The 23,303-nt window shown below is 47.6% G+C and carries 24 protein-coding genes; 14 read left to right on the top strand and 10 right to left on the bottom strand.

From position 1 onward, the window contains the following. Positions 1-124: 124 nt before the first annotated feature. The 6 genes from ACFQ45_RS09350 (at position 125) to ACFQ45_RS09375 (ending at position 6,937) form a co-directional block, all read left to right on the top strand. Positions 125-1,141: a LacI family DNA-binding transcriptional regulator gene (locus ACFQ45_RS09350; protein WP_377366971.1), complete on the top strand. Its 1,017-nt coding sequence runs from the start codon at positions 125-127 to the stop codon at positions 1,139-1,141. Between the two features lie 195 nt (positions 1,142-1,336). After that, on the top strand, positions 1,337-2,386 hold the full coding sequence (locus ACFQ45_RS09355; protein WP_377366973.1) for an ABC transporter substrate-binding protein: 1,050 nt from the start codon (positions 1,337-1,339) through the stop codon (positions 2,384-2,386). A gap of 92 nt (positions 2,387-2,478) precedes the next feature. Beyond that, positions 2,479-3,291 (top strand): ATP-binding cassette domain-containing protein, encoded by an 813-nt coding sequence (locus tag ACFQ45_RS09360; RefSeq protein WP_377366974.1) that lies wholly within the window; start codon positions 2,479-2,481, stop codon positions 3,289-3,291. Between the two features lie 3 nt (positions 3,292-3,294). Then, entirely contained in the window at positions 3,295-4,557 is a 1,263-nt protein-coding gene (locus ACFQ45_RS09365) for a sugar ABC transporter permease (protein WP_377366976.1), read from the top strand. Between the two features lie 21 nt (positions 4,558-4,578). After that, positions 4,579-5,313, top strand: coding sequence for an SDR family oxidoreductase (locus tag ACFQ45_RS09370; RefSeq protein WP_377366978.1), 735 nt, complete (start codon positions 4,579-4,581; stop codon positions 5,311-5,313). A 13-nt stretch (positions 5,314-5,326) separates the two neighbouring features. Beyond that, complete coding sequence (locus ACFQ45_RS09375) at positions 5,327-6,937, top strand: FGGY-family carbohydrate kinase (protein ID WP_377366980.1); 1,611 nt, start codon at positions 5,327-5,329, stop codon at positions 6,935-6,937. Here ACFQ45_RS09375 and ACFQ45_RS09380 read toward each other — a convergent pair. Then, a complete protein-coding gene (locus ACFQ45_RS09380) occupies positions 6,934-7,863 on the bottom strand; it encodes a LysR substrate-binding domain-containing protein (RefSeq protein WP_377366982.1) in 930 nt (309 codons plus the stop codon). The genes ACFQ45_RS09375 and ACFQ45_RS09380 overlap by 4 nt on opposite strands. 112 nt (positions 7,864-7,975) lie before the next feature. Here ACFQ45_RS09380 and ACFQ45_RS09385 point away from each other — a divergent pair, with 112 nt between their 5' ends. Then, entirely contained in the window at positions 7,976-9,970 is a 1,995-nt protein-coding gene (locus tag ACFQ45_RS09385; protein ID WP_377366983.1) for a CocE/NonD family hydrolase, read from the top strand. 28 nt (positions 9,971-9,998) lie between these two features. Continuing rightward, positions 9,999-11,516 carry a BCCT family transporter gene (locus ACFQ45_RS09390; protein WP_377366985.1) on the top strand — a complete coding sequence of 506 codons (1,518 nt, stop codon included), beginning with the start codon at positions 9,999-10,001 and terminating at the stop codon, positions 11,514-11,516. A 130-nt stretch (positions 11,517-11,646) separates the two neighbouring features. Here ACFQ45_RS09390 and ACFQ45_RS09395 read toward each other — a convergent pair whose 3' ends face one another. Together ACFQ45_RS09395 and ACFQ45_RS09400 are read right to left on the bottom strand one after the other, a co-directional pair. Next, entirely contained in the window at positions 11,647-12,948 is a 1,302-nt protein-coding gene (locus ACFQ45_RS09395) for an SLC13 family permease (RefSeq protein ID WP_377366987.1), read from the bottom strand. 33 nt (positions 12,949-12,981) lie between these two features. Continuing rightward, entirely contained in the window at positions 12,982-13,803 is an 822-nt protein-coding gene (locus ACFQ45_RS09400; protein WP_377366989.1) for an amidohydrolase family protein, read from the bottom strand. Positions 13,804-13,973: 170 nt separating this feature from the next. Here ACFQ45_RS09400 and ACFQ45_RS09405 point away from each other — a divergent pair, with 170 nt between their 5' ends. From ACFQ45_RS09405 to ACFQ45_RS09415, 3 genes are all read left to right on the top strand, one after another. Continuing rightward, complete coding sequence (locus tag ACFQ45_RS09405; protein WP_377366991.1) at positions 13,974-14,708, top strand: GntR family transcriptional regulator; 735 nt, start codon at positions 13,974-13,976, stop codon at positions 14,706-14,708. Between the two features lie 106 nt (positions 14,709-14,814). After that, positions 14,815-15,441, top strand: a complete 627-nt coding sequence (gene upp, locus ACFQ45_RS09410) for a uracil phosphoribosyltransferase (protein WP_377366993.1) — start codon at positions 14,815-14,817, stop codon at positions 15,439-15,441. Between the two features lie 20 nt (positions 15,442-15,461). Then, a complete protein-coding gene (locus ACFQ45_RS09415) occupies positions 15,462-16,769 on the top strand; it encodes a uracil-xanthine permease family protein (RefSeq protein ID WP_377366995.1) in 1,308 nt (435 codons plus the stop codon). 77 nt (positions 16,770-16,846) lie between these two features. Here ACFQ45_RS09415 and ACFQ45_RS09420 read toward each other — a convergent pair whose 3' ends face one another. The 3 genes from ACFQ45_RS09420 to ACFQ45_RS09430 form a co-directional block, all read right to left on the bottom strand. Then, entirely contained in the window at positions 16,847-17,440 is a 594-nt protein-coding gene (locus tag ACFQ45_RS09420) for an OmpA family protein (protein ID WP_377366997.1), read from the bottom strand. Between the two features lie 154 nt (positions 17,441-17,594). Next, entirely contained in the window at positions 17,595-18,011 is a 417-nt protein-coding gene (locus ACFQ45_RS09425) for a VOC family protein (RefSeq protein ID WP_377367565.1), read from the bottom strand. Positions 18,012-18,104: 93 nt separating this feature from the next. Continuing rightward, positions 18,105-18,428 (bottom strand): hypothetical protein, encoded by a 324-nt coding sequence (locus ACFQ45_RS09430; protein ID WP_377366999.1) that lies wholly within the window; start codon positions 18,426-18,428, stop codon positions 18,105-18,107. 78 nt (positions 18,429-18,506) lie between these two features. Here ACFQ45_RS09430 and ACFQ45_RS09435 point away from each other — a divergent pair, with 78 nt between their 5' ends. After that, a complete protein-coding gene (locus tag ACFQ45_RS09435) occupies positions 18,507-19,538 on the top strand; it encodes a nucleoid-associated protein (protein WP_377367000.1) in 1,032 nt (343 codons plus the stop codon). Here the strand turns inward: ACFQ45_RS09435 and ACFQ45_RS09440 are convergent. Beyond that, positions 19,521-20,168, bottom strand: coding sequence for an HAD family hydrolase (locus ACFQ45_RS09440; protein ID WP_377367002.1), 648 nt, complete (start codon positions 20,166-20,168; stop codon positions 19,521-19,523). The genes ACFQ45_RS09435 and ACFQ45_RS09440 overlap by 18 nt on opposite strands. Positions 20,169-20,322: 154 nt before the next feature. Further along, positions 20,323-20,571, bottom strand: coding sequence for a hypothetical protein (locus ACFQ45_RS09445; RefSeq protein WP_377367004.1), 249 nt, complete (start codon positions 20,569-20,571; stop codon positions 20,323-20,325). A 139-nt stretch (positions 20,572-20,710) separates the two neighbouring features. On the opposite strand from ACFQ45_RS09445, the gene ACFQ45_RS09450 reads away from it, so the two are divergent. Then, entirely contained in the window at positions 20,711-21,181 is a 471-nt protein-coding gene (locus tag ACFQ45_RS09450; protein WP_377367006.1) for a DUF2947 family protein, read from the top strand. A gap of 7 nt (positions 21,182-21,188) precedes the next feature. Here the strand turns inward: ACFQ45_RS09450 and ACFQ45_RS09455 are convergent, their stop codons facing one another. Together ACFQ45_RS09455 and ACFQ45_RS09460 are read right to left on the bottom strand one after the other, a co-directional pair. After that, a complete protein-coding gene (locus ACFQ45_RS09455) occupies positions 21,189-21,464 on the bottom strand; it encodes a hypothetical protein (protein WP_377367008.1) in 276 nt (91 codons plus the stop codon). A gap of 131 nt (positions 21,465-21,595) precedes the next feature. Continuing rightward, on the bottom strand, positions 21,596-22,303 hold the full coding sequence (locus ACFQ45_RS09460) for a tRNA-uridine aminocarboxypropyltransferase (protein ID WP_377367010.1): 708 nt from the start codon (positions 22,301-22,303) through the stop codon (positions 21,596-21,598). A gap of 197 nt (positions 22,304-22,500) precedes the next feature. On the opposite strand from ACFQ45_RS09460, the gene ACFQ45_RS09465 reads away from it, so the two are divergent. After that, positions 22,501-23,259 (top strand): DUF1499 domain-containing protein, encoded by a 759-nt coding sequence (locus ACFQ45_RS09465; protein ID WP_377367012.1) that lies wholly within the window; start codon positions 22,501-22,503, stop codon positions 23,257-23,259. The last annotated feature ends 44 nt before the right edge of the window (positions 23,260-23,303 follow it).

Here is a 23,303-nt window from a genome sequence, read left to right on the forward strand (position 1 = left end):
CCCAATCAGAGGAATAAAAGACAATCAGTAAAACGTTTAACTTTGTGCTTGTAAAACGTTTTACTGATTGCTAGTATGGCCTTAGTAAATCGTTTTACAGAACAATAAATAGAAGCAAATAACGATGAAAAAACCTTCCATAAAAGACGTGGCGCAGCATGCAGGTGTCTCCACAGCAACGGTTTCAAACGTGTTTTCTGGCCGTAAGCCAGTGAACGACGATTTGAAAGACCGTGTGCGTGCCGCTGCTGAGCAATTAGGCTATCAAGCCAATCGCGCGGCGTCTCAGCTTCGTTCACAACGTAATCATGTTGTGGCTGTTCTGGTGCCAAACCTAACGGACACCTTTTTCGCAAAAATTATTTCCAATCTTGAAAACCTAGCTTTTTCCCAAGGCTATGATGTGATTGTTGCCAGCTCCCACGATCGTCTTGATGTGGAAGAATCCCGGATCAAAGCGCTGCTACGTTGGCAGCCTGCTGGCATGATTGCCATTCCTTGTTCAGGGGAGCTACCAGCAAGTATCGCCGCGTTAAAAGAGACCTCTCCAGTGGTCATGGTGGACCGTGTTTCTGTGGAGGGTTGCCCATTTGATACGGTGACCATAGACAACTATCAATCTGGTGTAGACGCTGGGCAATTCCTAGCGGATCAAGGCCATCAAAAGGTGTTGATTGCGGCCTCAAATCTTGACCATCCGCCGATTCAAAATCGTGCTCAAGGTTGCTTTGATACCGTGCAAAAATTGGGTGGTCATTGTGAAATCCTAGCTCTTGGCTCGGATCTTGATGAAGGGGCTAAGGTCGTTGGTGACTGGCTTGATAACAATGAGCCTCCCACAGCCATTTTTGGCCTAACAAACGTCACCACTCTAAGCGTGTTAACGGCCATGGCAGATCGTGGCATACGTGTTTGTGATCACATTTCTGTGGTGGCGCACGATGATTACGCTTGGATGTCAGCCCGCAGTGCGAGCTTAACCGTGATGCAACAACCAGTTGATGACATTGCTAAAACAGCGTGGCAAAGATTGATTGATCGAATAGAGAGTGATGGAGTTAACCATGCGCCCCAGAGCAGTGTGCTCGAAGCGCATTTAGTTAAACGCAAGTCAGTTAAAAACCTAAAAGGAGGAATGTAAGCACGACGCAGTATCGATAACGCCCTGAACCGACTAAACAAGCGTTGATTAACCAACATTATACTTTGGCGAGGACAATGTTGTATTAACCATACAATGCTTCGTTTAGTAATCCAATAGAAAGACTATTTTTTCTTGATGATGATCGGGAAGGGGGATCTTTTACCCAAAATAATTCGAATTGGAGTTACAGAAATGAATCTTAAAGCAATAAAAACAATTGGTTTCACTTCTTTAGCAGCCTGCGTATTAAGCAGTAATGCGTTTGCTCAATCTACTGTGGCATTTTTGATGCCGGACCAAGCGTCCACTCGCTACGAAGAACATGATTTCCCAGGCTTTAAAGCGGCCATGGATAGCATGTGTCAGGATTGTAAGGTGATCTATCAAAACGCCAATGGCGATGTGACCCTACAGCAACAGCAATTCAACTCTGTGATCACACAAGGGGCAAAAGTGATCGTACTTGACCCTGTGGACTCTAGTGCTGCCGCATCCTTAGTGCGTATTGCCCAAAGTCAGGGTGTAAAAGTGATCGCCTATGACCGTCCTATCCCAGCCGTTCCAGCAGATTACTATGTGTCTTTTGATAACAAAGGCATTGGTAAAGCTATTGCAGCAAACTTGGTTGAGCACCTGAAGAAAGAAGGTGTGCCAATGGATAAAGGGGGCATCTTGCAGATCAATGGCTCCCCGACAGACGCGGCAGCAGGTTTGATTCGTGATGGTATCGATGAAGCGTTAGATAGCAGTGGTTACACCACACTAGCCGAGTACGACACACCAGACTGGGTGCCACAAAAAGCTCAGACTTGGGCAGCGGGTCAAGTATCTCGTTTTAATGATGACATCATCGGTGTCGTTGCTGCGAACGATGGTACGGGTGGTGGCGCTATTGCCGCATTCAAGGCTGCTGGCGTTAACCCTATCCCACCAGTGACTGGCAACGACGCAACCCAAGCGGCATTGCAGTTGATCATTTCTGGTGAACAGTACAACACCATCTCTAAACCCTCTGAAATTGTGGCTGCCGCCGCTGCAGACGTTGCAGTAAAAATGCTGAATGGTAAAACGCCGAAGGGCAAAACCACACTCTACAACACGCCTTCTGAACTGTTTGTTCCCGCCGTGATTACCCGCGAAAACATCAAGGAGAAAATCTTTGATGCGGGCATCGCCAACGCAGCAGACATCTGTACTGGCCGCTATAAAGACGGCTGTATTGAGCTAGGCATTTGGCGTTAACAGTGGGCAAATTCGCTAGATCTTAGCAGTTGTTCATAGGTCGCTCTGACAAGAGCGGCCATTCAAACCCATTCAAAAAGTAGAGTATCAGTATGTCTGTTAATCAAAAGAACCATACCAATAAAGGCACCCCTTTGCTGAGCCTACAAAAGGTGTGTAAGCAGTTTGGCGCGGTGTCGGCGTTGACCGATATCGATCTCGATGTGTACCCAGGGGAAGTGGTGGCACTGGTTGGTGACAATGGCGCGGGCAAATCCACGCTGATCAAAACCATTGCCGGCGCCCATAGACCTACGTCAGGGCAAATCTTCTTTGAAGGTAAGCCCGTGTCAATGGAAGGTCCTTCCGATGCCATTGATCTGGGGATTGCCACCGTGTTTCAGGACTTGGCCCTGTGCGAAAACCTAGACGTGGTGTCCAACTTGTTTCTCGGTCAGGAGTCTGGCCCGTTTGCGTTAGACGAAACGGAAATGGAAGTGCGCTCTTGGACGTTACTGAACGAATTAGCGGCACGCATCCCAAGCGTCCGTGATGTGGTGGCTTCCTTATCTGGCGGACAACGCCAAACAGTTGCGATTGCCCGCTCTTTGTTAGCAAACCCAAAAATCATCATGTTGGATGAGCCCACAGCGGCATTGGGTGTGGCGCAAACCGCGGAAGTGTTAAATCTGATTGATCGTGTAAAAGCCAAAGGGCTAGGGGTCATTCTTATCTCTCACAATATGCAGGACGTGCGTGCGGTGGCTGATCGTGTCGTGGTACTGCGTCTTGGCAAAAATAATGGCGTATTCACCCCTGACTCATCTAATGAAGAGTTGATCGGTGCCATCACGGGTGCATCGGATAACTCAGTGACACGTCGCGAACAACGACTCAAAAGCGCAGACAGCGCCTGTGAGGTATAAGTTATGTCTAATTCAACAACCAATAAAATCGATGCCAACGCTCCTTTGTTGGATCGTAGTGATGAGCGTGTTACCCATGATAGTAGCCTAGGGGATGTGATTCGTTCTTTTGTGGATCGAGTAAAGTCCGGAGACCTAGGATCATTGCCTGTTGTGGTCGGTCTGATCATCATTTGGACCATTTTCACGGCGATCAATCCGGTATTTTTGTCCGCCAACAACCTGGTGAACTTGCTGTTTGATAGCGCCACTGTGGGCATTATCGCCTTGGGCATTGTATGTGTGCTCATGCTAGGAGAGATCGACTTGTCTGTGGGTTCCCTCAGCGGTGTTGGCTCTGCATTGTTGGGCGTACTCTGGGTAAAACAAGGTTTGGCGCTGCCATTGGCCATGGCTTTAAGCCTAAGTTTTGGTGCTTGCGTGGGGATGGCCTACGCGTATCTGCGTACTCGCTTTGGTATGCCAAGTTTTGTGGCTACCTTGGCAGGTTTGCTGGCTTTGTTGGGCTTTCAATTATTCCTATTGGGCTCTACCGGTTCGATTAACTTGCCGTATTCGTCAGCTCTAGTGGATTTTGGTCAGTTGCTGATTATGCCTGCTTGGCTGTCCCATAGTTTGGCCATCTTGCCTGGAGCGGTCTTTGTTTTACGTGGGGTGCAAATCCGTAACAAGCGCATTGCCATGCGTCTATCGGCTAAAACTCTTAATTCCATCCTAGTCAAAGCCATCATTATGACGGTAGCGCTTGAGCTGATTGTACTGTATTTGAACCAGTCCCGTGGTGTGCCTTGGATGTTTGGCCTGTTCTTACTCTTGGTAATTGCATTGAATTATGCCCTAACTCGCACTAAGTGGGGACGTTACATGTTTGCTGTGGGCGGCAATGTAGAGGCCGCACGCCGGGTGGGCATCAAGGTGGAGCGTATTTACCTGAGCGCGTTCATTCTATGTTCTACCTTAGCCACACTTGGAGGCATGCTAGCCGCGGCGCGCCTAGCGTCTGCTAGTCAGCAAGCTGGGACAGGGGATGTGAACTTAAACGCTATTGCTGCGGCAGTTATCGGTGGCACCAGTTTGTTTGGTGGCCGTGGCTCTGCTTGGTCTGCATTGCTTGGCATTATTGTGATTCAATCCATTGCCAATGGTTTGACCCTTTTGAATCTTTCTTCGTCACACCGCTACATGATTACCGGTGCCGTGTTGGCGATTGCCGTGATCATCGACAGCATGGCGCGTCAAAGTCGCCAATCCCATGGCAAAGCGTAATCAGTTTTAAGGAATACAATCATGACAACTTCATTAAACGGAAAAGTGTATGCCATCACAGGGGCTGCGTCCGGAATTGGCTTCGCCTGTGCAAAGGAGCTCGTAAGCGAAGGGGCTCAGGTGGTGTTAATCGATCGCTCTAAAGCATTATTAGAGCAAGCTTCCGCTGAATTGGGTTCAGAGCATCGCTTCTGTATAGAAAAAGACTTGCTAGACAACGAGGCGGTGGATCACCTATTGGCAGACATATTGTCCCTGACGGGCGGCCGCTTAGATGGTTTCCATGCGAACGCTGGTGCCTATGTGGGGGGCGTGTTCGCAGAAGGAAACCCGAACCAGTGGGACACTATGTTAAACCTGAATATTAACTCGGTGTTTCGCTCCGTGCGTGCCGTATTACCGCATTTGATTGAGCAAAAATCTGGGGACATTATCGTTACCAGCTCCATTGCAGGCTTGGTGCCTGTGGTGTGGGAGCCAATTTACACGGCATCTAAGCATGCTATTCAGGCGTTTGTTCACACCTTGCGTCGCCAGCTGATTCCTCACTCAGTGCGAGTCGGGGCGATTGCACCAGGGCCGGTTGTGACTTCCTTGTTGGATGATTGGCCAAAAGAGAAGTTGGAAGACGCCTTGGCAAATGGCAGCTTAATGCAGCCGGAAGTGGTGGCAAGCTCGGTAGCGTTTATGTTGAAGCAGCCAGCAGGGGTTACTATTCGAGATTTGGTGTTATTACCAAATAGCGTGGATCTGTAGGTAGGGGCGAGTCATGACAGAGCAGTATGTAATTGGCGTCGACGTTGGCACAGGGTCCGCGCGGGCAGGGGTGTTTAACCTTGCTGGGGAGTTGCTGGCAACGCAAAAACTCGACATTGATTTGTACAGCAGTGGGGCTGCTCGCTACGAGCAGTCTTCTGACAATATTTGGGAGTCTGTGTGCTATGTGGTGCGGGCGGCTATGGATCAAGCCTGTGTTGATAGCCATCAAGTATTGGGTTTGAGCTTTGATGCCACCTGTTCTTTGGTGGTCATTGGCCCTGACAATCAGCCAATCTCGGTGGGAGAGCATGGCGAGGACCATCGCAATATCATTGTTTGGATGGATCAACGCGCCGTTGAGCAAGCTCAATTTATCAATAGCACCCAGCATAGGGTGTTGGAGTATGTGGGCGGAGTGATCTCTCCTGAGATGGAGACGCCAAAACTGTTGTGGCTCAAACAACACTTACCTCAGACTTATCAAAAGGCTAAGTACTTCTTTGACTTGACGGATTTCTTAACTTGGAAAGCCACGGATGCTTTGGACCGCTCCATTTGTACCGTGGTGTGCAAGTGGACGTATATGGCCCATGAAGAACGTTGGGACGACAGTTATTTCAAGCAAATCGGCCTTGGAGATTTGGTTGAGGGGAGCTATCAAAAAATTGGCACGCGTATCGTACCGCCAGGAACCGGAATCGGTGCTGGATTATCCCGTATGGCAGCGGAGCAGCTTGGGTTGCAAGAAGGAACACCTGTCGCGGCTGGGTTGATTGACGCGCATGCGGGAGCGGTTGGCTCGGTGGGGGCGGTGACGGAAAGTGGCGTTGCCGAACCCATTGGTACCATGTCTTATGTGTTTGGCACCTCCGCATGTACCTTGACCTCCTCCAAAGAGGCGACACTCGTCCATGGGGTATGGGGGCCTTATTATTCCGCCATGATCCCCGGATTATGGCTCAATGAAGCGGGGCAATCCGCTGCGGGAGCAGCCATTGACCAGTTGGTCGCCATGCATCCTGCCTATGGGGAAGTCAAAGCACTGGCTAAGAACGCAGGCCAAAGTGTTTCGGCGTGGTTATCCGCTAATGTGAAAGGCCGTCATAGGGATCTTAGCCATGCGGCAGATTGTGTTGGGCGTCTTGTGGTAGTGCCTGAGTTTTTGGGAAATCGAGCTCCACATGCGGACCCCAATGCCCGAGGCATCATTGCTGGATTGAATATGGATAAATCCGTAGACAGTCTGTTGCAGCTTTACGTGGCGGGGATTTGTGGTATCGCTTATGGGCTAAGACAAATCATTGAAGCCCAAGGCCGAGAAGGCTTGGTGATCAATAAAATCGCCATCAGTGGTGGCGCAGGGCAAGACCCATTGATTCGCCAGCTACTGGCTGATGCCACCGGGGTAACCGTAGTGGCTCCTGCGTGCCCAGAGCCCGTATTGCTAGGCTCAGCCATGTTGGGTGCCATGGCATCGGGGGCGTTTAGTGACTTAACTCAGGCGATGGCTTCCATGTCTTCGTTTAAAGGCACTTACCTGCCAAATCCCGCGTTTAAAGCGCTTCATCAGGCTAAATTCGCGGCGTTTGAAACACTGCAAAACGTGGCTCGGGGGATTTAGTCACCCTTTGCCGTTTGTTCTGCTTTGACTCGATCAACGACCCAGTTAATAAAGCATTCTGAGCTGTATTGATTGGCGTTTTTGGTACGAGTAAGAAAGAAGCCGTTACGTTGGCAGGTAACGGGCTGAGTGAGGGCCACTAGATGGCCCTCAGCAATCAAGTCTGCTACGTGCCAATCCCACGCCAGGGCGATCCCTAGGCCGTTTTGTGCGGCATGAACCACAGTAATTTGGTCTTCCATCTGGATCTCGTTCTTTGGAGGCTGGTATTCGACTCCTGAATACTGTGCCCAAGTGCGCCAGTTTTCCCAAAAGTCCGGTGCGTCTTTTAAGCCAAGTAGCGGCTGCTTCCAGAGGTTATCCAGAATGTTTATTTCGGAATGTTTCGCCAAGAAGCTTGGGCTACACACTAACAGCATGCGCTCTTCAAACAGTAAGAAATTGTCCTCACTGGGGGTGCTATTGGAAGTGTAATAAAAGGCCACATCGTAGCGGTCACTGTTTACTTCACTCATGTTTCGTTCGTTGTTAATGCTGATGTTCAGTAGGATGTCTGGGTATTTTTCCCGAAAGTCGTCAAGGTGTGGAATCAGCCAGTAATGGCTAAAACAAGCGCCGATTTCAAGGTTCAGGGGAAGAGGCGTAACCGTGTCATCCATTTTATGGGATTCTTCTGCCAACAGCTCCAGAGTGCTGCTTACTACTTTGAGGTAGTTTGTTCCTTTTTTGGTCAGTTCTAGACCTGTTTTTTTACGAATAAATAATTGTGTGTTTAGGAAGGCTTCCAATTGTTTGATTTGTTTACTGACGGCGGTAGGGGAGACACACAGTTCATCCGCAGCACTGGTTAGGGTGCCTAAACGGGCGGATGCTTCAAAAACGATCAAGCTGCTAAGGGAGGGAATCGTTCGGTTATTGATCGGCATGATAGACGCTATCCTGAACTTTTAGTTCAGGATACCCTAACAAAATAGCGTTTTACTTACAATTCGCCCTTCCTAATATAAATAAGCGATACAAGTAAAACGAAAGGACCTTATGCAAACTATAAAACACATACATCACGCAATGCTGCCATTACCCGATGGTACTCAGCTTGCGTACCGCGCTTGGATGCCAAGCGATGCGGACGAGTACCCCGTCCCAGCAATTTTAGAATTCCTTCCTTACCGAAAAAATGATGGCACTTTGGTGCGCGATGAGATCACCATGGCGCAGACTGCTACCCATGGCTATGCCTGCATCCGTGTGGACCTTCGTGGTTGTGGCGAGTCAGAAGGACAAACTACTGACGAGTACACTGAGCAAGAGCTGCAAGATGGCTTTGACATCATCGCTTGGTTAGCGGAGCAGGCTTGGTGTACTGGCAGTGTGGGAATGGTCGGTATTTCTTGGGGCGGTTTTAACTCCCTCCAAGTCGCTGCTCTGAATCCGCCAGCCCTAAAAGCCATCATTACCCAATGTTCTACCGATGATCGTTATGGGACCGATGTGCATTACATGGGCGGTTGCTTGCTTAATGACAACTTGGATTGGGCATCTTTCTTTTGGGCTTATGCTCAAGGTCGCGCGCCAGATGCTAAGCTGGTGGGCGAAGGCTGGAAGGAGCAATGGCTGGAGCGTTTACAGCAAATGCCATTTCTCGCTAAGCCTTGGTTGACCGAGCAAGTGCGTAACGATTACTGGAAGCATGGTTCTGTATGTGAAGATTACAGCGCCATTAAAGTGCCGGTGTACGCGACCAGTGGTTGGGCGGATAACTACCGTGACACCGTGTTCCGATTGCTTGAAAACCTAGAGGTTCCCACTAAGGGGCTGGTCGGTCCTTGGGCCCATAAGTACCCTAACATTGCCTATCCAAATCCTAAGATGGACTATGTAAAAGAGTCCGTACGCTGGTGGGATCGTTGGCTTAAAGACATCGAGAATGGTATCGAAAACGAGCCAAAACTGACCTATTACATGCAAGACAGCGCTCGTCCACAAACGGATTATGAAGAGCGCCCTGGCCAGTGGATTTCCGAGCCTGAGTGGCCGTCTCCTAATACTCTTCATAAAACCTTGTACCCATCTAAGGGACAATTGTCAGAGACGCCTGACTCTCATTCATTTGCCCAGCAAATTTGTTCTCCACAGACGGTGGGGCTAAATGGTGGACGTCTGTGTGTGGGCATTCGTCTGGCGATGGAGCAACCTGCAGACCAGCGTGCAGATGATGCGGGGTCTTTATGCTTTGATACCTTGCCTTTAGAAGAAGATTTGGCCATTGCGGGTCAGGTCATGGCAAATCTTGCGATACGTAGCGATAAGCCAACCGCCAACCTTGCGGTACGTGTGTGTGATGTTCACCCTGATGGAGCTGTGACTCGCATCAGCGTAGGGGTCTTGAATTTGACTCATCGTAACAGTCATGAGTTTGTCGAGCCTTTGACTCCTGGTGAGCTGTATAATGTACAGGTGCCGATTAACCACGTGGCCTACAAGGTACCTGCAGGACATCGCCTGCGTATCTCGGTCTCAACCGCGTGTTGGCCGCTGATTTGGCCTGCTCCAGATCGTGCCACCATTACTTTAGAGTCTTCCATGAGCCACATTGACGTGCCTCATCGTGACAACCTAATCACAGAAATCGAGCCCCCAGCCTATGACAAGCCGGTTGCCATCGATGGTGAAACCTTGCGCTCAGGTAACAGTGAACGAGTGGTTCATCACGATTACAAAACGGGCCGTGTCACGCTGGAAACCCATGATGATTTTGGTCGCCAATATTACAACTCATGTGACAGCGTGATTGATATGGCCATGAGCCAATGGCAAACCATTCATCCGGATGACCCTTTGAGTGCGGAATCCACCCTTGAGTTTGATCTCACAATGGGACGAGATGGCTGGTGGACTGGTCTAAAAGGCACGTATCACATGCGCTGTGATCACGGGCACTTTTATGTCTCAGCCACTTGGAAGGCCTTCCATGAGGGGGAGCTGATTTTCAGCAAGGCGTTTGACGAAACCATCAAACGAACGGGTGTTTAATCGATTATCTGTACGAGGATATAGTCTCATGTTGAATTCATTAAGACCTTTGGTCTTTTTTCCAACCTTCATTATTTTGGTTGGCGCTTTGCTGTTCAGTTTGGTGGATCTAGAGCTGTTTACAGAATACACGGGCATTGCTAATGGCTTTGTATTGGAGCATTTCTCTTGGTTGTTTAGTTTAGGCAGCTTTTATTTATTGGTACTGATCTTGATTACCTATTTCTCAAAATTGGGTGATATTCGGATCGGGGGTGAGAAGGCACAACCTAAGCTGAAAAAATCTCGCTGGTTCATGATTGTACTGTGTACGACGTTGGCGGTAGGGGTGTTGTTTTGGACAACAGCGGAGCCTTTGTATCATTTGTATTCGCCACCAGAGAGTTTAGGCATTGAGCCAAATTCACCGAATGCTGTGTTGTTTGCTTTTTCTGCCATGTTTTTGCACTGGGGTCCTACGCCATATTCTATCTATGCCGTGCCTGCGCTGATCTTCGCCCTGGCATTTCACAACCTAAAACTACCGTACTCCATCAGTAGCTCCTTACGTCCGGTGTTTGGTAAGTATGTGGAAGGGCGTATGGGAAGCGTGATTGACGCCTTAGCATTGTACTCATTAGTGGTTGGTATGGCGTCTTCTCTCGGGACAGGTGCTCTGACCTTAGTGGGTGGTGCGAGCCAATATCTACCGATTGAGCGTGGCCCAATCACTTTGGGTGTGATCATTGCCATCATAGTCGCGACCTTTGTCTTGTCTGCGGCCAGTGGTTTAATCAAAGGTATCGCACGTCTGTCGATGGTGAACTTCTGGCTGTTGATTGGCCTATTTGTGTTCACTCTTGTTTTTGGTCCGACCTTGTACATGCTGGGCATTGGTGTGGAAGGTTTGGGAGCATTCTTGCAGAACTTCTTCCGTTTGAGCCTGTTTACGGGGCAAGCCGCTGGTGATCCATGGCCACAATGGTGGAGCGTGTTCTACTGGGCTGTTTGGTTTGCTTGGGCGCCGATTACGGCTATGTTCCTAGGTAAGATTGCTCGGGGCTACACGGTACGCGAGTTTATTCAGGTGAATGTTTTGTTCCCTAGCTTGTTTGTTTTGCTATGGATCTCGGTCTTCTCCGGTGCGGCCATTTTCATGGATCAGAACAGTGAAGGTGGTTTGTACGCCGTACTGAACGAAGGGGGGATTGAACAACTGCTTTACCATATCTTTGGGGAGCTGCCATTGGGAGGCATCACGTCTCTGATCTTGGTATTCATCGCCTTTATTTCTTATGTGACGGCAGCAGACTCCAGTACAGATGCGATTGGCGACCTGTGTGTGAAGAACTTCAATGCGGATTCTCAAGAGGGTGCGGGCATGCCAATTAAAGTCCTTTGGGGGACGATTATTGGCTTAGTGGCTTGGATCATGGTGAGTACTGTCGGTGTGGCAGGGGTTAAATCCTTGTCTAACTTGGGCGGACTGCCAGCTACGGTGATTATTTTATGCTGTAGTTTTACGTTGATTAAGTGGCTTAAAAACCCGCAAATCCTGCAAAAGTAAGGTCTTGATCAGTTGCAGTAAGTTGCTAAAAAAGCTCAGTCCCTAGGGACTGAGCTTTTTTTGATTCGAATAAAAACAGCGCTCTTAGAGCGCCGTTTGTGTATTAAAAGACCTTTGCAACTTGAGGGGGTTACAAGACAAAGGTAATTAACAGGTTGAACAGTAATGCGGCGGCAAAGCCTAATGGGGCAGCGCGGAACAGCAACTGTGGGAATAACTTAGCTCGGGTCTCTTCGTTAGGGCATGCACCTAAGATCAAGCTGCCGCCAGAAGAGAAAGGTGAAATAGCGGTGGCTTGTGCGCCGACCACGATGCAGATGAACAGCATCATAGGATCAAGTGCTAGGTTTTGTGCAAGAGAGGGTACGATAGGGAATAGAGCAGGTGTGACCACCCCTAAAGTACTAGCAAACAAGGACATAAATGCCGCCACAACGCCAATCACAACAGGAACAAGCACGCTTGGGATAGAGCTGCCCATCCACGATGCTAGGGCATCAATAGTGCCGGCTTTAATGGCAACAGAGATCAACATGCCTACACCACAAATCATGATCAGTGTTGGCCAAGGTACACTGGCAATGGCTTTACGCTCATCCCCTAACTTCATTAACAAAGCAATCACGGAGAAGACGCTGGCGATTAGGCCAATGTTCATTTTGCTGTTAATGAAAGACACTGTGCCGTTGTCTGGGAACAATAAATTCGCAATCGGAGCGGCTAATACCAATAGCATCATGATTAGGGTTAACCATAAGGTTTGGCGCTGTTCTTTGTTAAGGGGAGCCGGAGCTTCAATTTGATCTGTGCTAGCGGACATGCTCTTACGGTGACCCGTAAAGAAAACAAAGATCGAGATCACCACCAGCGGGATGATAGCGGTACTTACGAAAATACTGATGGAGTTGATGAAGGCTTGGTTTTCGGTAATCCCCGCATTGACCATGATGCTGCGGAAGATAATGCCACTCTGGCTCGCCATAAAGTTCGCACCTGTCAGTGCACCGTAACCCACTGACATGGCGCCTAATACAGTGCTCATTCCTGTGCGCTGGCATAGCAGAAGGGTAATCGGAGCCATGAAGGCCAGTACGGTGTAGTAACCTGCACCTAATGCAGAGATAAAAGTGGTTGTTAAGAAAATGGCATAAGGCATCAAGTGAGGCACTCGACGACAGCGATACATCAGTTGTTCCGCTAGTTTCTCTAAGGTGCCATTAATGATCGCGAAGCTGTAAAACAGTGACACAGCAAAGATGATAAAGAAAATCTTCAGGGGCCACATCTTAATGACGTCGTTAGGGCTTAGACCTAAGCCAAAACAACCAATCAAGTATGCAAAGGCAATCGCAAACAGGCCGATGTTAATGCGGGTTTTGTAACCCAAGATAATAGACAGCAAAATAGCGCCTACCACGAGTAAACTCATCATAGTTTTTTCCTTTTTATTGTTGTTAAGGATGCTTTAAAAGTTGAACAATTGCTTGGGGTTAAGAATTAAAATCGTGTCCCTTTCTTCGCTATCCGCCAATAAACGAGTCATAAATTCGTATTGATCTTGATAGCCAGTGCGGTCTTCAAATTGTGTGTGCGGCCAATCGCTCCCCCAAAGCAAACGCTCTGAGTGACCGTAAGCACTGCGCAGTGCATTTAAAGACATAATTGAGTTCTCCAAGTTGGCATTGCATCGGTAGGCGGCGGAGATTTTTGTCCAAACGGGCGCTTGGCTCAATAGATTTAAAAACCGCTCGTGGCTGGCAATACTTGGATCGATGATTTGTTTGGTTTTGGCAAAGTGATCGACAACCACTTCAACGCCGGACTCAAGAATGCTTGGTAGAAAATCTGCTAGGTCGTCAATCTCTCGCTGAATCTCAACACTCCAATTGCGCGCGGCCACTTTTTTGAAGAAGGACTGCCAAGATGGCGACGCATAATCCTCTAAAGGCTTTTGGATCAGATTAAGACGGATACCTACCATGCCGGCTTCGTTTAGAGCATCCAGTTCATCATCACTGATAGCAGGGTCCACCACGGCAATACCACGAAGTTTTGTCGGATGTTTTGCGATAGCAGCTGCGATGTAGTCGTTATCTGTGCCCAGAAAACTCGGCTGAACGAGCACCCCGTGGGAAAGGTTGTGAGCTTCTAAATGTCCTAGGTATTCATCAACTGTGGCGTTGTAGCTAGGCGCATAGCGGCGCTCTCGGGTAAGCGGAAGGTCAGTTGAAAAGATGTGTGCGTGCGTATCCACGCCAGTAATTGGATTACCACTTGAGTCTTTCATTTGCAGTCGTTGCCTATGTACTTATGGTTATCATGTCAGCAACATATATTCATATATATGTTTATATGTATTGATGAGTATATGTATCAATTAGATCTTCGTCAATTCCTTGCATAGACGCTTACAGAAAGCCGCTTTAGAATAGCCAGATGACAAAAAGAGGAACGCACATGGCGCAGTTTAAAAAAGGAAGAGATGAGCGTTTGCCGCTTTATCAGCAAGTTAGGGATGAGATTATGGATAATATTCGTGAAGGCGTCTGGTTGCCTGATACGACAATTCCTACCGAAGCGGAGCTTACCAAACGCTATGACGTGGCCATTGGCACCATTCGTAAAGCTGTGGATACCCTAGTGGTTGATGGGCTGCTGTATCGTAGTCAGGGGCGGGGGACCTTTGTAAAGCGTCCGAACTTCAATGACTCCTTGTTTCGCTTTTTTAGACAGACTTCTTTGGATAATCAGCGAGTACCGGAGGGGCGTGTTCAATCTAATAATGTACTACCGCTACCCGAAGCCGCTGCGGCTGCTCTGAATCTGAAAGTGGGGGAGTTAGCGATTCACTTACGACGCACTCGGGTGTTGGACAGTCGTGTGGTGCTTGCTGAAGAAATTTGGTTACCAAGACAGCTTTTTAAAAGCTTGGAACAGATGCCAACAGAGTCTTTTGAAAATCTGCTTTATCCATTCTATGAGAAAGAGTGTGGCCAGTTGGTGGCTTCCGCGACGGAAACATTGACGATTGAAACTGCGGGTGTGGATGTGGCCCGGGCATTGGAAATCAGGGCAACGTCTCCCGTTGCTGTGATCGAGCGAGTCGCCTATGGCTACGATAAATCCCCACTAGAATACCGCATCTCGAAAGGCTCGGCAGAAACCTTCCGATATCAGGTAGAAATCTCATAATTATTGATTTAGTTAGCAAAAATTAGGCCATCTGGCGTCGCCTCTTTACAGTATCTGTGCGAAAATAACCATTTAGTCAGGAACAGAGCTAGAATAGGGGCCCGCCATGAGTGTTTATGAAATCCGTCATCCATTAGTTCGCCACAAACTAGGCTTAATGCGTAATCAAAAAATGAGTACGCGTGGCTTTCGTCTATTAGCTTCGGAAGTAGGCAATCTACTTACTTATGAGGCCACCAAAGATTTAGAACTTGAAGAATATCAACAGGATGGCTGGTGTGGTTCTGTCACTTGTGAACGCATACGAGGCAAAAAGATCACTGTTGTGCCTATTTTGCGTGCAGGTCTTGGCATGCTTGATGGGGTTTTAGAGCTAATCCCAAGCGCGAAAATCAGTGTTGTGGGCCTGTATCGGGACGAAGAGACATTTGAGCCTGTGAGCTACTTTGACAAACTTGCGAGCGATATTGACCAACGTATGTCTCTTGTCGTTGATCCTATGTTGGCCACAGGTGGCTCGATGATTGCAACCATCGACCTGCTTAAAAAGCATGGTTGTACAACAATACGCGCATTGGTGTTGGTTGCGGCGCCTGAAGGCATTAAAAAAGTCCAAGAAGCACACCCAGATGTGGACATTTATACCGCGTCTATTGATAGCCATCTTAACGAGCAGGGCTACATCGTGCCGGGATTGGGCGATGCAGGTGACAAAATCTTCGGTACAAAATAACTCATAAGACTCATTAAACTATGAATACTCAACAGACGATTTCGCAAGAAAATACGCTTTCTGGATGGAAAGTGATTTTAGCGGGTGCACAGATGCTGTTTGTGGCATTTGGCTCCCTAGTGTTAGTGCCTTTGATCACTGGCCTAGATCCAAGCGTTGCCCTGTTTACTGCAGGTCTAGGTACTTTGATCTTTCAATTATGTACTAAACGCTCCATACCCGTATTTTTAGGGTCTTCTTTTGCATTTATTGCCCCGATTATTTTTGCAGTAGAAACTTGGGGGCAAGCAGCCACCATGGGGGCGTTATTCTGTGCAGGCTTGGTATACGTAGCATTGTCTATTTTAGTGGCATTACGTGGACCTGGCTTTCTGCATCGCTTGCTTCCTCCTGTGGTGACAGGGCCGATCATCATGGTGATTGGTCTGGGGTTGGCACCCGTTGCCGTCAATATGGCATTAGGCAAAACGGGCGATGGCTCTGCTGAGCTGTTTTCCTACACGGATGCGCTATTGGTGTCCATGCCAGCTTTGCTGACGACCTTGTTGGTAGCGACTTACGCTAAAGGTGTGTTTCGCCTAGTACCTATTATTTCTGGTGTGGCAGTGGGCTACCTGATTGCGGAAGTGATGGGGATGGTAGATCACAGTGCTATTACGAACAGTGGATGGATCTCTCCACCAGGGTTCATTATGCCAGAGTTCCATTGGGCGGCGATTTTATTCATGGTGCCTGTAGCGATTGCACCAGCTATCGAGCACGTCGGAGATGTGTTGGCGATTAGCAGTGTTACGGGGAAAGATTATGTGCAAAAGCCTGGTCTGCATCGCACCCTGTTGGGTGATGGTTTGGCTACTTCTGCTGCGTCATTGTTCGGTGGGCCGCCAAACACCACATACTCTGAAGTGACCGGTGCTGTAGTACTGACAAAAGTATTCAATCCTGTGGTGATGACTTGGGCGGCGGTATTTGCCGTAGCATTGGCCTTTATCGCTAAGTTTGGTGCATTTTTGCAAACCATTCCCACGCCAGTTATGGGTGGTATCATGATTCTGTTGTTCGGCTCCATTGCAGGAGTGGGCATGAATATTATGATCAAAGCACGAGTGGATCTGAGCGCTCAACGTAACCTTGTTATTGTTGCTGTTACTTTGGTGTTTGGTATTGGTGGTATGGTGATTGGTGCCAATGGTTTCCACTTACAAGGCGTAAGCTTGTGTGGTGTTGTGGCTATTTTCTTGAACCTGATCTTGCCAAAGGCTGACATGGTAAATGATTTACACGAAGAGCAAGAAGTGGTGGACGACATGCTTCATCAAGGCAAGTGACTTTTTGACTGAGTATTAGGTAAAAAAACGCCAGATAGAATCTGGCGTTTTTTTTTGGGTGATTTTAGAGAATCGAATTAGCGCCCTGAAAACAGGCTGCGATCTGAGTCGACACTGTAGATGTTCCAGCGTTTCACATCGGCAGTTTGTCGAGCAAAGACTTCACCAACCACGCGGCGGTTAGCCTCTCTTCCTATCGCTGTGTCATTAGACGCTACAGGTTTGCTTTCGCCGTAACCGATGCCTTTTACGCGGCTGCTTTTAATCCCAAATCGGTTAACGAGAACATCTGCAATGGAATCCGCGCGCTGTTGAGATAGGTTCAAATTGTAATCATCGTTGCCCACGTCATCAGTGTGACCTTCAACTACTACCGACGAATCTGGGTTAGCTTTAAGAAAGTCAGCAAGCTTCTTAACTTCACTGAAATAGCGTGGTTTTACCTCTGCTTTGCCAGAGTCAAACAGAATTTTAAGGTCCAGTGATAACAGCTTAGAGCTTTGCTCTGAACAGCCATCGTTATCTACCATTGCGCCGACTTGAGTATTAGGACACAAATCCCTAGCGTTAATAACACCATCCTTGTCTGAATCTGACAACTGCTGAGACATATCCGTATTGTAAAGGGCACCAGAAAACGCTTGAGAGGAAATCCCTGCCAGCGCTGTCAAAGTAATTAATCCTTTTTTAGTTAACGTCAATATCATCATTTAACCAGCCGTTGTTTATCCATTTATATTAAAAGACGCCCTCGCGCTATATACCAGTTAGGTTTTGTAGCGTTCGAACAATGGGGGCGTCTTTTTGTTACGAAATGTTAATTCCTTACCAACTTCCTACATTTTCCATGGATGCCCAAGGTTCTTGGGCCTCTAATGAGTCGCCTTTTTGTAACAACTCAATTGAAATGCCATTTGGATCTTTAATAAAGGCCATGTGGCCATCCCGTGGTGGGCGTAAAATAGTGACTCCCATTGATTGGAGGTTTTCACAAACACCATAGATATCATCCACTTCAAATGCCAAGTGGCCAAATTGGTCGCCACCAGAGTAAGTGCGGTCGTCCCAGTTATGGGTCAGCTCTACTTCTGGCGCACCTTGTTCTGAGGCGTAATAGATCAATGAGAACTGGCCTTTCTCACTGTCATATCGGCGAGTTTGCACTAAACCTAAGCCTTTGGTGTAAAACTCGTGACTGGCTTCAGGGTTGGCGGTGCGAATCATAGCGTGTAAATAACGAATGCTCATTGCTCTCTCCATAGCTAATTTCGCCTCTATGGTAGATAAACACGTAAGTAGTCGCAAAAGAGTTTCACTGAGTTACGAGGACTTTCCTTAATCTTCCCATACGTAACGAATGGGCTCACCAAAATCGTCGTAAATCACTTTCTTTTTTGGTTGGCGTGGCTTGTTGATAGCCGGGGTAGGGGCTTTTTTATCCGCTTTTCTTTGCTGAATGGCTGCCACCACATGATTTAGTGGTGTTCTGTCTTTTTTAGGCTCGATAAACCCTATGTGGCTCGTGTTATACTTGCCATCTTGTAAGCCAGATTTACCCATTTCGACTTGTTCGATTTCGCCTTTTTTGCGAATGAAGTTTTCGATTTGGGATTCTATCTCTTTTCGGGTTTGTGCCTTAGATTTCGTTGATTTTGTCATAGGGTTACGTCTGATACCTCGTTTGAGACAGTCGTATAAATGTCACAAACCATCCATACTAATCCCAAGAGGTCGCTAGTGTCTATTGTCAATTTGATCGTCCATGAAGTGCAAAAGAAGGAAGGGGAGTCGAAAGCGCTGTTAGTTGCGCGCCCAGACGAAAACCCAATCGACGATGAAGCGGAGCAGTTAGCGGCGAAAGTAACGCATCTGTTTAATCGCTCCGGTATGAATACTGGGCAATTTAGTAATCCGGAAGGCAGCGAAGAAGGAAGTAAGCTTCCGGCTTTGCTTCATAAGCATTTTTCCGGTGAGGCCTTTGATGATTTTTCTGCTTTTAGTAAGGCGTGTGCTGCGGAGTATGTACGCTTTCTAGAGCCTGTATCTGAAGCAGAAGGTGGTTTGCTTTGGTTTAACCACTATGAATTGGGTGGATCCCACTTCCTATTTATTGTTCTGTTGAAGCGTAAGTCTGGTATCACCCTGGGCGAAGACTTGAGTTTTGCTCAGGTGAATCAGCTGGAAACAGATAAATTACACATGGCTATGCGGGTTAATCTTTCTGCTTACCATGATCGAGACGATACCCGTTATATTGCGTTCCGTTTTGGTAAGGCGCCTAAATGGGAAAGCGAATATTTCACACAGTTTATTGGTTGTGATGAGCCAAAAGTGGCAGCAAAAGAAACACGTAAACTGGTAGAGGCGGCCTCTGCGTTTTGTCAGTCTCAATCCATGCCTTCTAAAACCGCTAACGAGTTTAAAAAGGCGGTCGCCGAACAGTGTATGGAAAAGGCAGAGGAGCGTGAGCCTCTTGAATTGGGTGATATTGCCCGACAAATTGAGTCACGTTTCTCGCCAGAGCAAGCCTCTAAGTTTTTAGAAATTGCAGAATCGGATGCCTTTCAGGTTGAGAAAGAGATTTTTGTTGAAAAGGCTGCTTTAAAGAAGCTAACCCGAGCATCCGGCTCTAACCGTTCCCTAACATTAAGCTTTGATACTGAGCTGCTAGGCGACTCGATTGAATTTGATCCGGACACTGGGGCGTTGACCATAAAAGATCTGCCTAGAAGTCTTTTGAAGCAGTTGATGTCAATGGAGTCCAAGTAGGGACATCAGTTCGTTCATTGAAGCGAAAGTATCTGTGGCGCCTGCTTTTAACTGGGCGTCACGATCCAGCACTGCGCTGTAAGCTAAGACTGTTGCGCCAGATGCTTTGCCGGCTTGAATTCCTGCGATGGAATCTTCAATCACAATACAGCGGTTGGGGGCGACCCCTAGTGCTTGGGCAGCTTTAAGGTATAAGTCCGGCGCTGGTTTGCCCTGATTAACGTCATCCACCGCAAAACGTGTGGCAAAGCGTTCTTTAAGACCAATAATGTCTAGCTTGATCTCCATCTCTCTGCGCTGGGCGTTGGTTGCCATGGCGATTGGGCATTTAATCGCGGCGAGTAACTCGCGCACACCTTCAATGGGCTCAAGGGTGGCTTTAACTGTGTCGTCGAACTCTTTGCGATAGTTGGTGAGAAAGTCATCGGGGAGTGGTCGGCCAAGCATCTCTGCGGCAAGGGTAAGATTGTCTTGGGTGGTGAAGCCCGCAAACTGTGTGTGCATTGTATGGTCGTCTAGCTCAAGCCCCAGTTCTTTTAGGCGGCGTTTGAGAATGCTAGAAGATAGGGTTTCTGTATCGACTATGACTCCATCACAATCGAATAAAATGGCATCGTATTGGTAAGGCATTTCGTCTCCATCGAACATGGTTTTTTGTAATTGAATTACAGTGTAACGAGGATGGAAGAGGAAAGGGAGGGGGTGTTGTTGTTTTTCTCCCCAGCAATGAAGTAAGAAATAATGATTGTGTTAATGGATATTCAGGTGGGCTATCTCAGACCGATTACAATTGAGATTTTGCAACCGGAGCTGTAGCCGTTACTGTATCGAATGATGTTTTGATGGTTTTCTTCAAAAGCTTGTAAACGTGCATCGCAACAGGCTTAAGTGGGTTCGGCTTGGCAGTCTTTTTGGAGTCAAATCCCCAGCTAGAAAGCAATGCTTCGTATTGCTCTTGAGAGTCCATAGTGCGACGAGTTGTACCAGAGTAACGAGCATTCGATAAGGCTGCGTATTGTTCAGGTGAGTTCATGTTGATCTCCTAAGTTAGGTTATTTCAAATTTAAAAATGTTGTTTTATTACAACAATTACAGGATATTCGTTTTGATCTAGGGTCACAAACGATGGTTTTTCACTAAATAGGTTATTTTTTTTCATCTTTAGGAAGTGTATGTCCCAATATCGACCTTTATCTGCCAGTGGCAAAGACTGGGTGTTTTTGCGCGAGGAGCCTTTTGTATCGGCAGATGATCGAGCAAGTATCCAGTTGCTAACGGAAACGGCAGGCGCGAACATCTGGCGAGACTATGTGTCGGATACTTATCTCTACCCAGATTTATTTGATAAAGAGGTATGGCTGAAAACAAATGTTCAGGCGGATGTGGATTGGGAAAAGCGTTGGGAGTCGGATGTTCCTGAAATGCCCGAAGAAGCCCTAGAGTTTTGCGGTCAATGGGGAGACGATACCCGTATCTATTTTTGCTGCCACTCTGATCTAGTTTTAGAAACCACCTGGAGTGTGTTTTGTCGCAACTGGAAGGCGTTCTTGTTTTTAGACAGTGACGGTGTCCTCATTGGGCGCAAGAAAAAACAAGCCCTTCAATTTAAAGAGAATGGGCGTTTATCCCTATTGGTGCGTTAACCAAGGGTTACTCTGTCTCATCTAAAATGGCAAACGACAAGCAGGTACTAAAAAGTAATGCGCCTACCATGATGGGAGGAGTAGGGAATGCAAGCACTAAGATGCCAGTCCCTGTCCACAATGTTCGTACTATTTTTCTACGGCCTCTGTATTTTTCGGTTGTACGACGATAGTGGGCGTGATGTGTTGCATGCTTGGTGTCGATAAACTCCTTTTGATACCAGCCAGGCATGAACGCGGCAGCTATGAGCTGTCCGTAAAACGTTAGATAATTTGTCAGCATAGTGAGACCCATAGATTGCCAGCCACCGAGCTGGCAATTTTTTGATTGTCATTTGAGTTTAGGTCAATGCTGAGTTTTTGCAGTCAATTAATGTTGAGCTTGTGTCACGGCTCCGTAAGGTTACGTATCTCTTATGGTTTTTGGGGCTGGTTTCGCTGTCGGCTCATGACGCTGCGTGTATTAAAAACTTGGTAATAATCCGCCAGTTGTTGGCTTTGCTGTTGCTCTCCTGTTTCAGCAAGTAGCATTGCGACGACCTCCGCTGTGGCGAATTGTTGTTCATGTTTGGCTTGTCTGACCATAAAGGTGCGCTGCACATCTTCATTGATGGCAAAGGTGGGAATGTCATCAAGCCAGCGGCTTTGATGGAGCATTTTGCTGGCTAGCCGCCAAGTGGCATCGAGTACGATCACATGTCTTGGCTCACCAAGTTCTGCTAATGACTCTAAATGGCGATCCTTGCTAAGTCTTTGCTCAGTGGCGGGGTAAAGAATAATGGTATTTTTTTTGTGTGCTTCTATCTGATCTAGTAGCGCCTGACTCGGCTCTGTGCGTGACCATATGTGGGCGTTGGTCTGGTTGGGGAAGAGGTCTGCAATGAGCCGACCGCTATTGGTAGGTTTATGAATCTCAGTGTAATGATAAAGCAGGGTGAATAGGGTGTTGCTTTGGCTGGTTACACGCTGGTTACAAAAGCAAGCGAAAGCAGCCATTAGGCAGGACGGGCATCGAGTGGTGTTTGAGCCGCGAGCAACAAAAGCTCTCTGGCTGGCTTGTTTAGCCTCTTCACGGAGTAGGTCGACACAATGTTGCGGGTGCTTAAAAGGTTGCTCTGGCATGGTGGTATGACGTGTTTTGTATGTAATTAAAAGGGTATTTTGCCTTTGTTGAAGGTGCTTGGCTATTACAATTCAGAAACAAACTGGCGAGAATATGCAAATTTGGTGGAATCAAAGCAGAACGTTTCATGACACTCTATCTAGTGTCAGTCTGGCACGCTAAGGTTTGTCTCATTGATGTATGTTATGAGTAAATTATGAGTCGTTACATTTCGCCTGTGCTATATATTTTGCTGATGCTCGTCGGCTGTGTAGCCTTTGTTGCGATTGCAGGTGTTCGAGTTGGCTTTATAGAGCCCGTTACCGCTTTCACAATGCTAAGAAAAACCGTTTACGCGGCTCTTGCTCTAACTGTATTAACGCTTGTCTCCATGGCGGTTTGCCGCAAAGAGTGCAATCCGGCCAGTCGTCGATTTTTCATCTTGGTTGGTATCATTTCGTTTGTTTACAGTGCCATGTGGGTGGCGGTATTCATTCAAAAATCACAGCTTCCTGATCTCTACGACATCACCACAGATACAGAAAACCCTCCGATCTTCATCAATATGACCTTTATTCGTAAGGCTTCCGAGCATGACTTGGTGTACAAGGATGAGTGGGCTGATATCCAGAAGGAATATTATCCAGATGTGAAGCCGCTTATTGTCAATGTGGACTTCAAGCAAGCCTATATCGAAGCTTTGGCGCTGACTCGTGAGAAAGGTTGGGATTTAGTGGCTCAGTACCCAGGTTCAGGTGTGATCGAAGCCACAGCGCGTACCCCGATTTTCGGCCTACGTAATGATGTAGTATTACGTATTACTAGGGGAGAGGATGATGTGCGAATTGATATGCGCTCCTGTTCTCGTATGGGCAAGTCAGATCATGGTGAAAACGCGGAACGTATCAAGCAATTCCTCGGCGAATTAGCCTCCCGTTTAAGTCCAGAGCCCATGCGTGTCACCTTGCGTAATTGATCCGGCGAGATTATTGATTCAATCCTGCTGGTGTTTTCGATACA

The sequence above is a fragment of the Rhodanobacter aciditrophus genome (genome assembly GCF_042679525.1).
GTDB classification, from domain to species: domain Bacteria; phylum Pseudomonadota; class Gammaproteobacteria; order Pseudomonadales; family Marinomonadaceae; genus Marinomonas; species Marinomonas aciditrophus.

Excerpts from the sequence above, each read along its gene's own strand:
- ACFQ45_RS09460 (WP_377367010.1), bottom strand. The coding sequence starts at position 22,303 with ATGCCAGAGCAACCTTTTAAGCACCCGCAACATTGTGTCGACCTACTC.
- ACFQ45_RS09440 (WP_377367002.1), bottom strand. The coding sequence starts at position 20,168 with ATGCCTTACCAATACGATGCCATTTTATTCGATTGTGATGGAGTCATA.
- ACFQ45_RS09450 (WP_377367006.1), top strand. The coding sequence starts at position 20,711 with ATGTCCCAATATCGACCTTTATCTGCCAGTGGCAAAGACTGGGTGTTT.
- ACFQ45_RS09375 (WP_377366980.1), top strand. The coding sequence starts at position 5,327 with ATGACAGAGCAGTATGTAATTGGCGTCGACGTTGGCACAGGGTCCGCG.
- ACFQ45_RS09380 (WP_377366982.1), bottom strand. The coding sequence starts at position 7,863 with ATGCCGATCAATAACCGAACGATTCCCTCCCTTAGCAGCTTGATCGTT.
- upp (WP_377366993.1), top strand. The coding sequence starts at position 14,815 with ATGAGTGTTTATGAAATCCGTCATCCATTAGTTCGCCACAAACTAGGC.
- ACFQ45_RS09400 (WP_377366989.1), bottom strand. The coding sequence starts at position 13,803 with ATGAAAGACTCAAGTGGTAATCCAATTACTGGCGTGGATACGCACGCA.
- ACFQ45_RS09465 (WP_377367012.1), top strand. The coding sequence starts at position 22,501 with ATGAGTCGTTACATTTCGCCTGTGCTATATATTTTGCTGATGCTCGTC.
- ACFQ45_RS09445 (WP_377367004.1), bottom strand. The coding sequence starts at position 20,571 with ATGAACTCACCTGAACAATACGCAGCCTTATCGAATGCTCGTTACTCT.
- ACFQ45_RS09390 (WP_377366985.1), top strand. The coding sequence starts at position 9,999 with ATGTTGAATTCATTAAGACCTTTGGTCTTTTTTCCAACCTTCATTATT.
- ACFQ45_RS09415 (WP_377366995.1), top strand. The coding sequence starts at position 15,462 with ATGAATACTCAACAGACGATTTCGCAAGAAAATACGCTTTCTGGATGG.
- ACFQ45_RS09355 (WP_377366973.1), top strand. The coding sequence starts at position 1,337 with ATGAATCTTAAAGCAATAAAAACAATTGGTTTCACTTCTTTAGCAGCC.
- ACFQ45_RS09365 (WP_377366976.1), top strand. The coding sequence starts at position 3,295 with ATGTCTAATTCAACAACCAATAAAATCGATGCCAACGCTCCTTTGTTG.
- ACFQ45_RS09370 (WP_377366978.1), top strand. The coding sequence starts at position 4,579 with ATGACAACTTCATTAAACGGAAAAGTGTATGCCATCACAGGGGCTGCG.
- ACFQ45_RS09430 (WP_377366999.1), bottom strand. The coding sequence starts at position 18,428 with ATGACAAAATCAACGAAATCTAAGGCACAAACCCGAAAAGAGATAGAA.
- ACFQ45_RS09405 (WP_377366991.1), top strand. The coding sequence starts at position 13,974 with ATGGCGCAGTTTAAAAAAGGAAGAGATGAGCGTTTGCCGCTTTATCAG.
- ACFQ45_RS09360 (WP_377366974.1), top strand. The coding sequence starts at position 2,479 with ATGTCTGTTAATCAAAAGAACCATACCAATAAAGGCACCCCTTTGCTG.
- ACFQ45_RS09350 (WP_377366971.1), top strand. The coding sequence starts at position 125 with ATGAAAAAACCTTCCATAAAAGACGTGGCGCAGCATGCAGGTGTCTCC.
- ACFQ45_RS09455 (WP_377367008.1), bottom strand. The coding sequence starts at position 21,464 with ATGCTGACAAATTATCTAACGTTTTACGGACAGCTCATAGCTGCCGCG.
- ACFQ45_RS09395 (WP_377366987.1), bottom strand. The coding sequence starts at position 12,948 with ATGATGAGTTTACTCGTGGTAGGCGCTATTTTGCTGTCTATTATCTTG.
- ACFQ45_RS09385 (WP_377366983.1), top strand. The coding sequence starts at position 7,976 with ATGCAAACTATAAAACACATACATCACGCAATGCTGCCATTACCCGAT.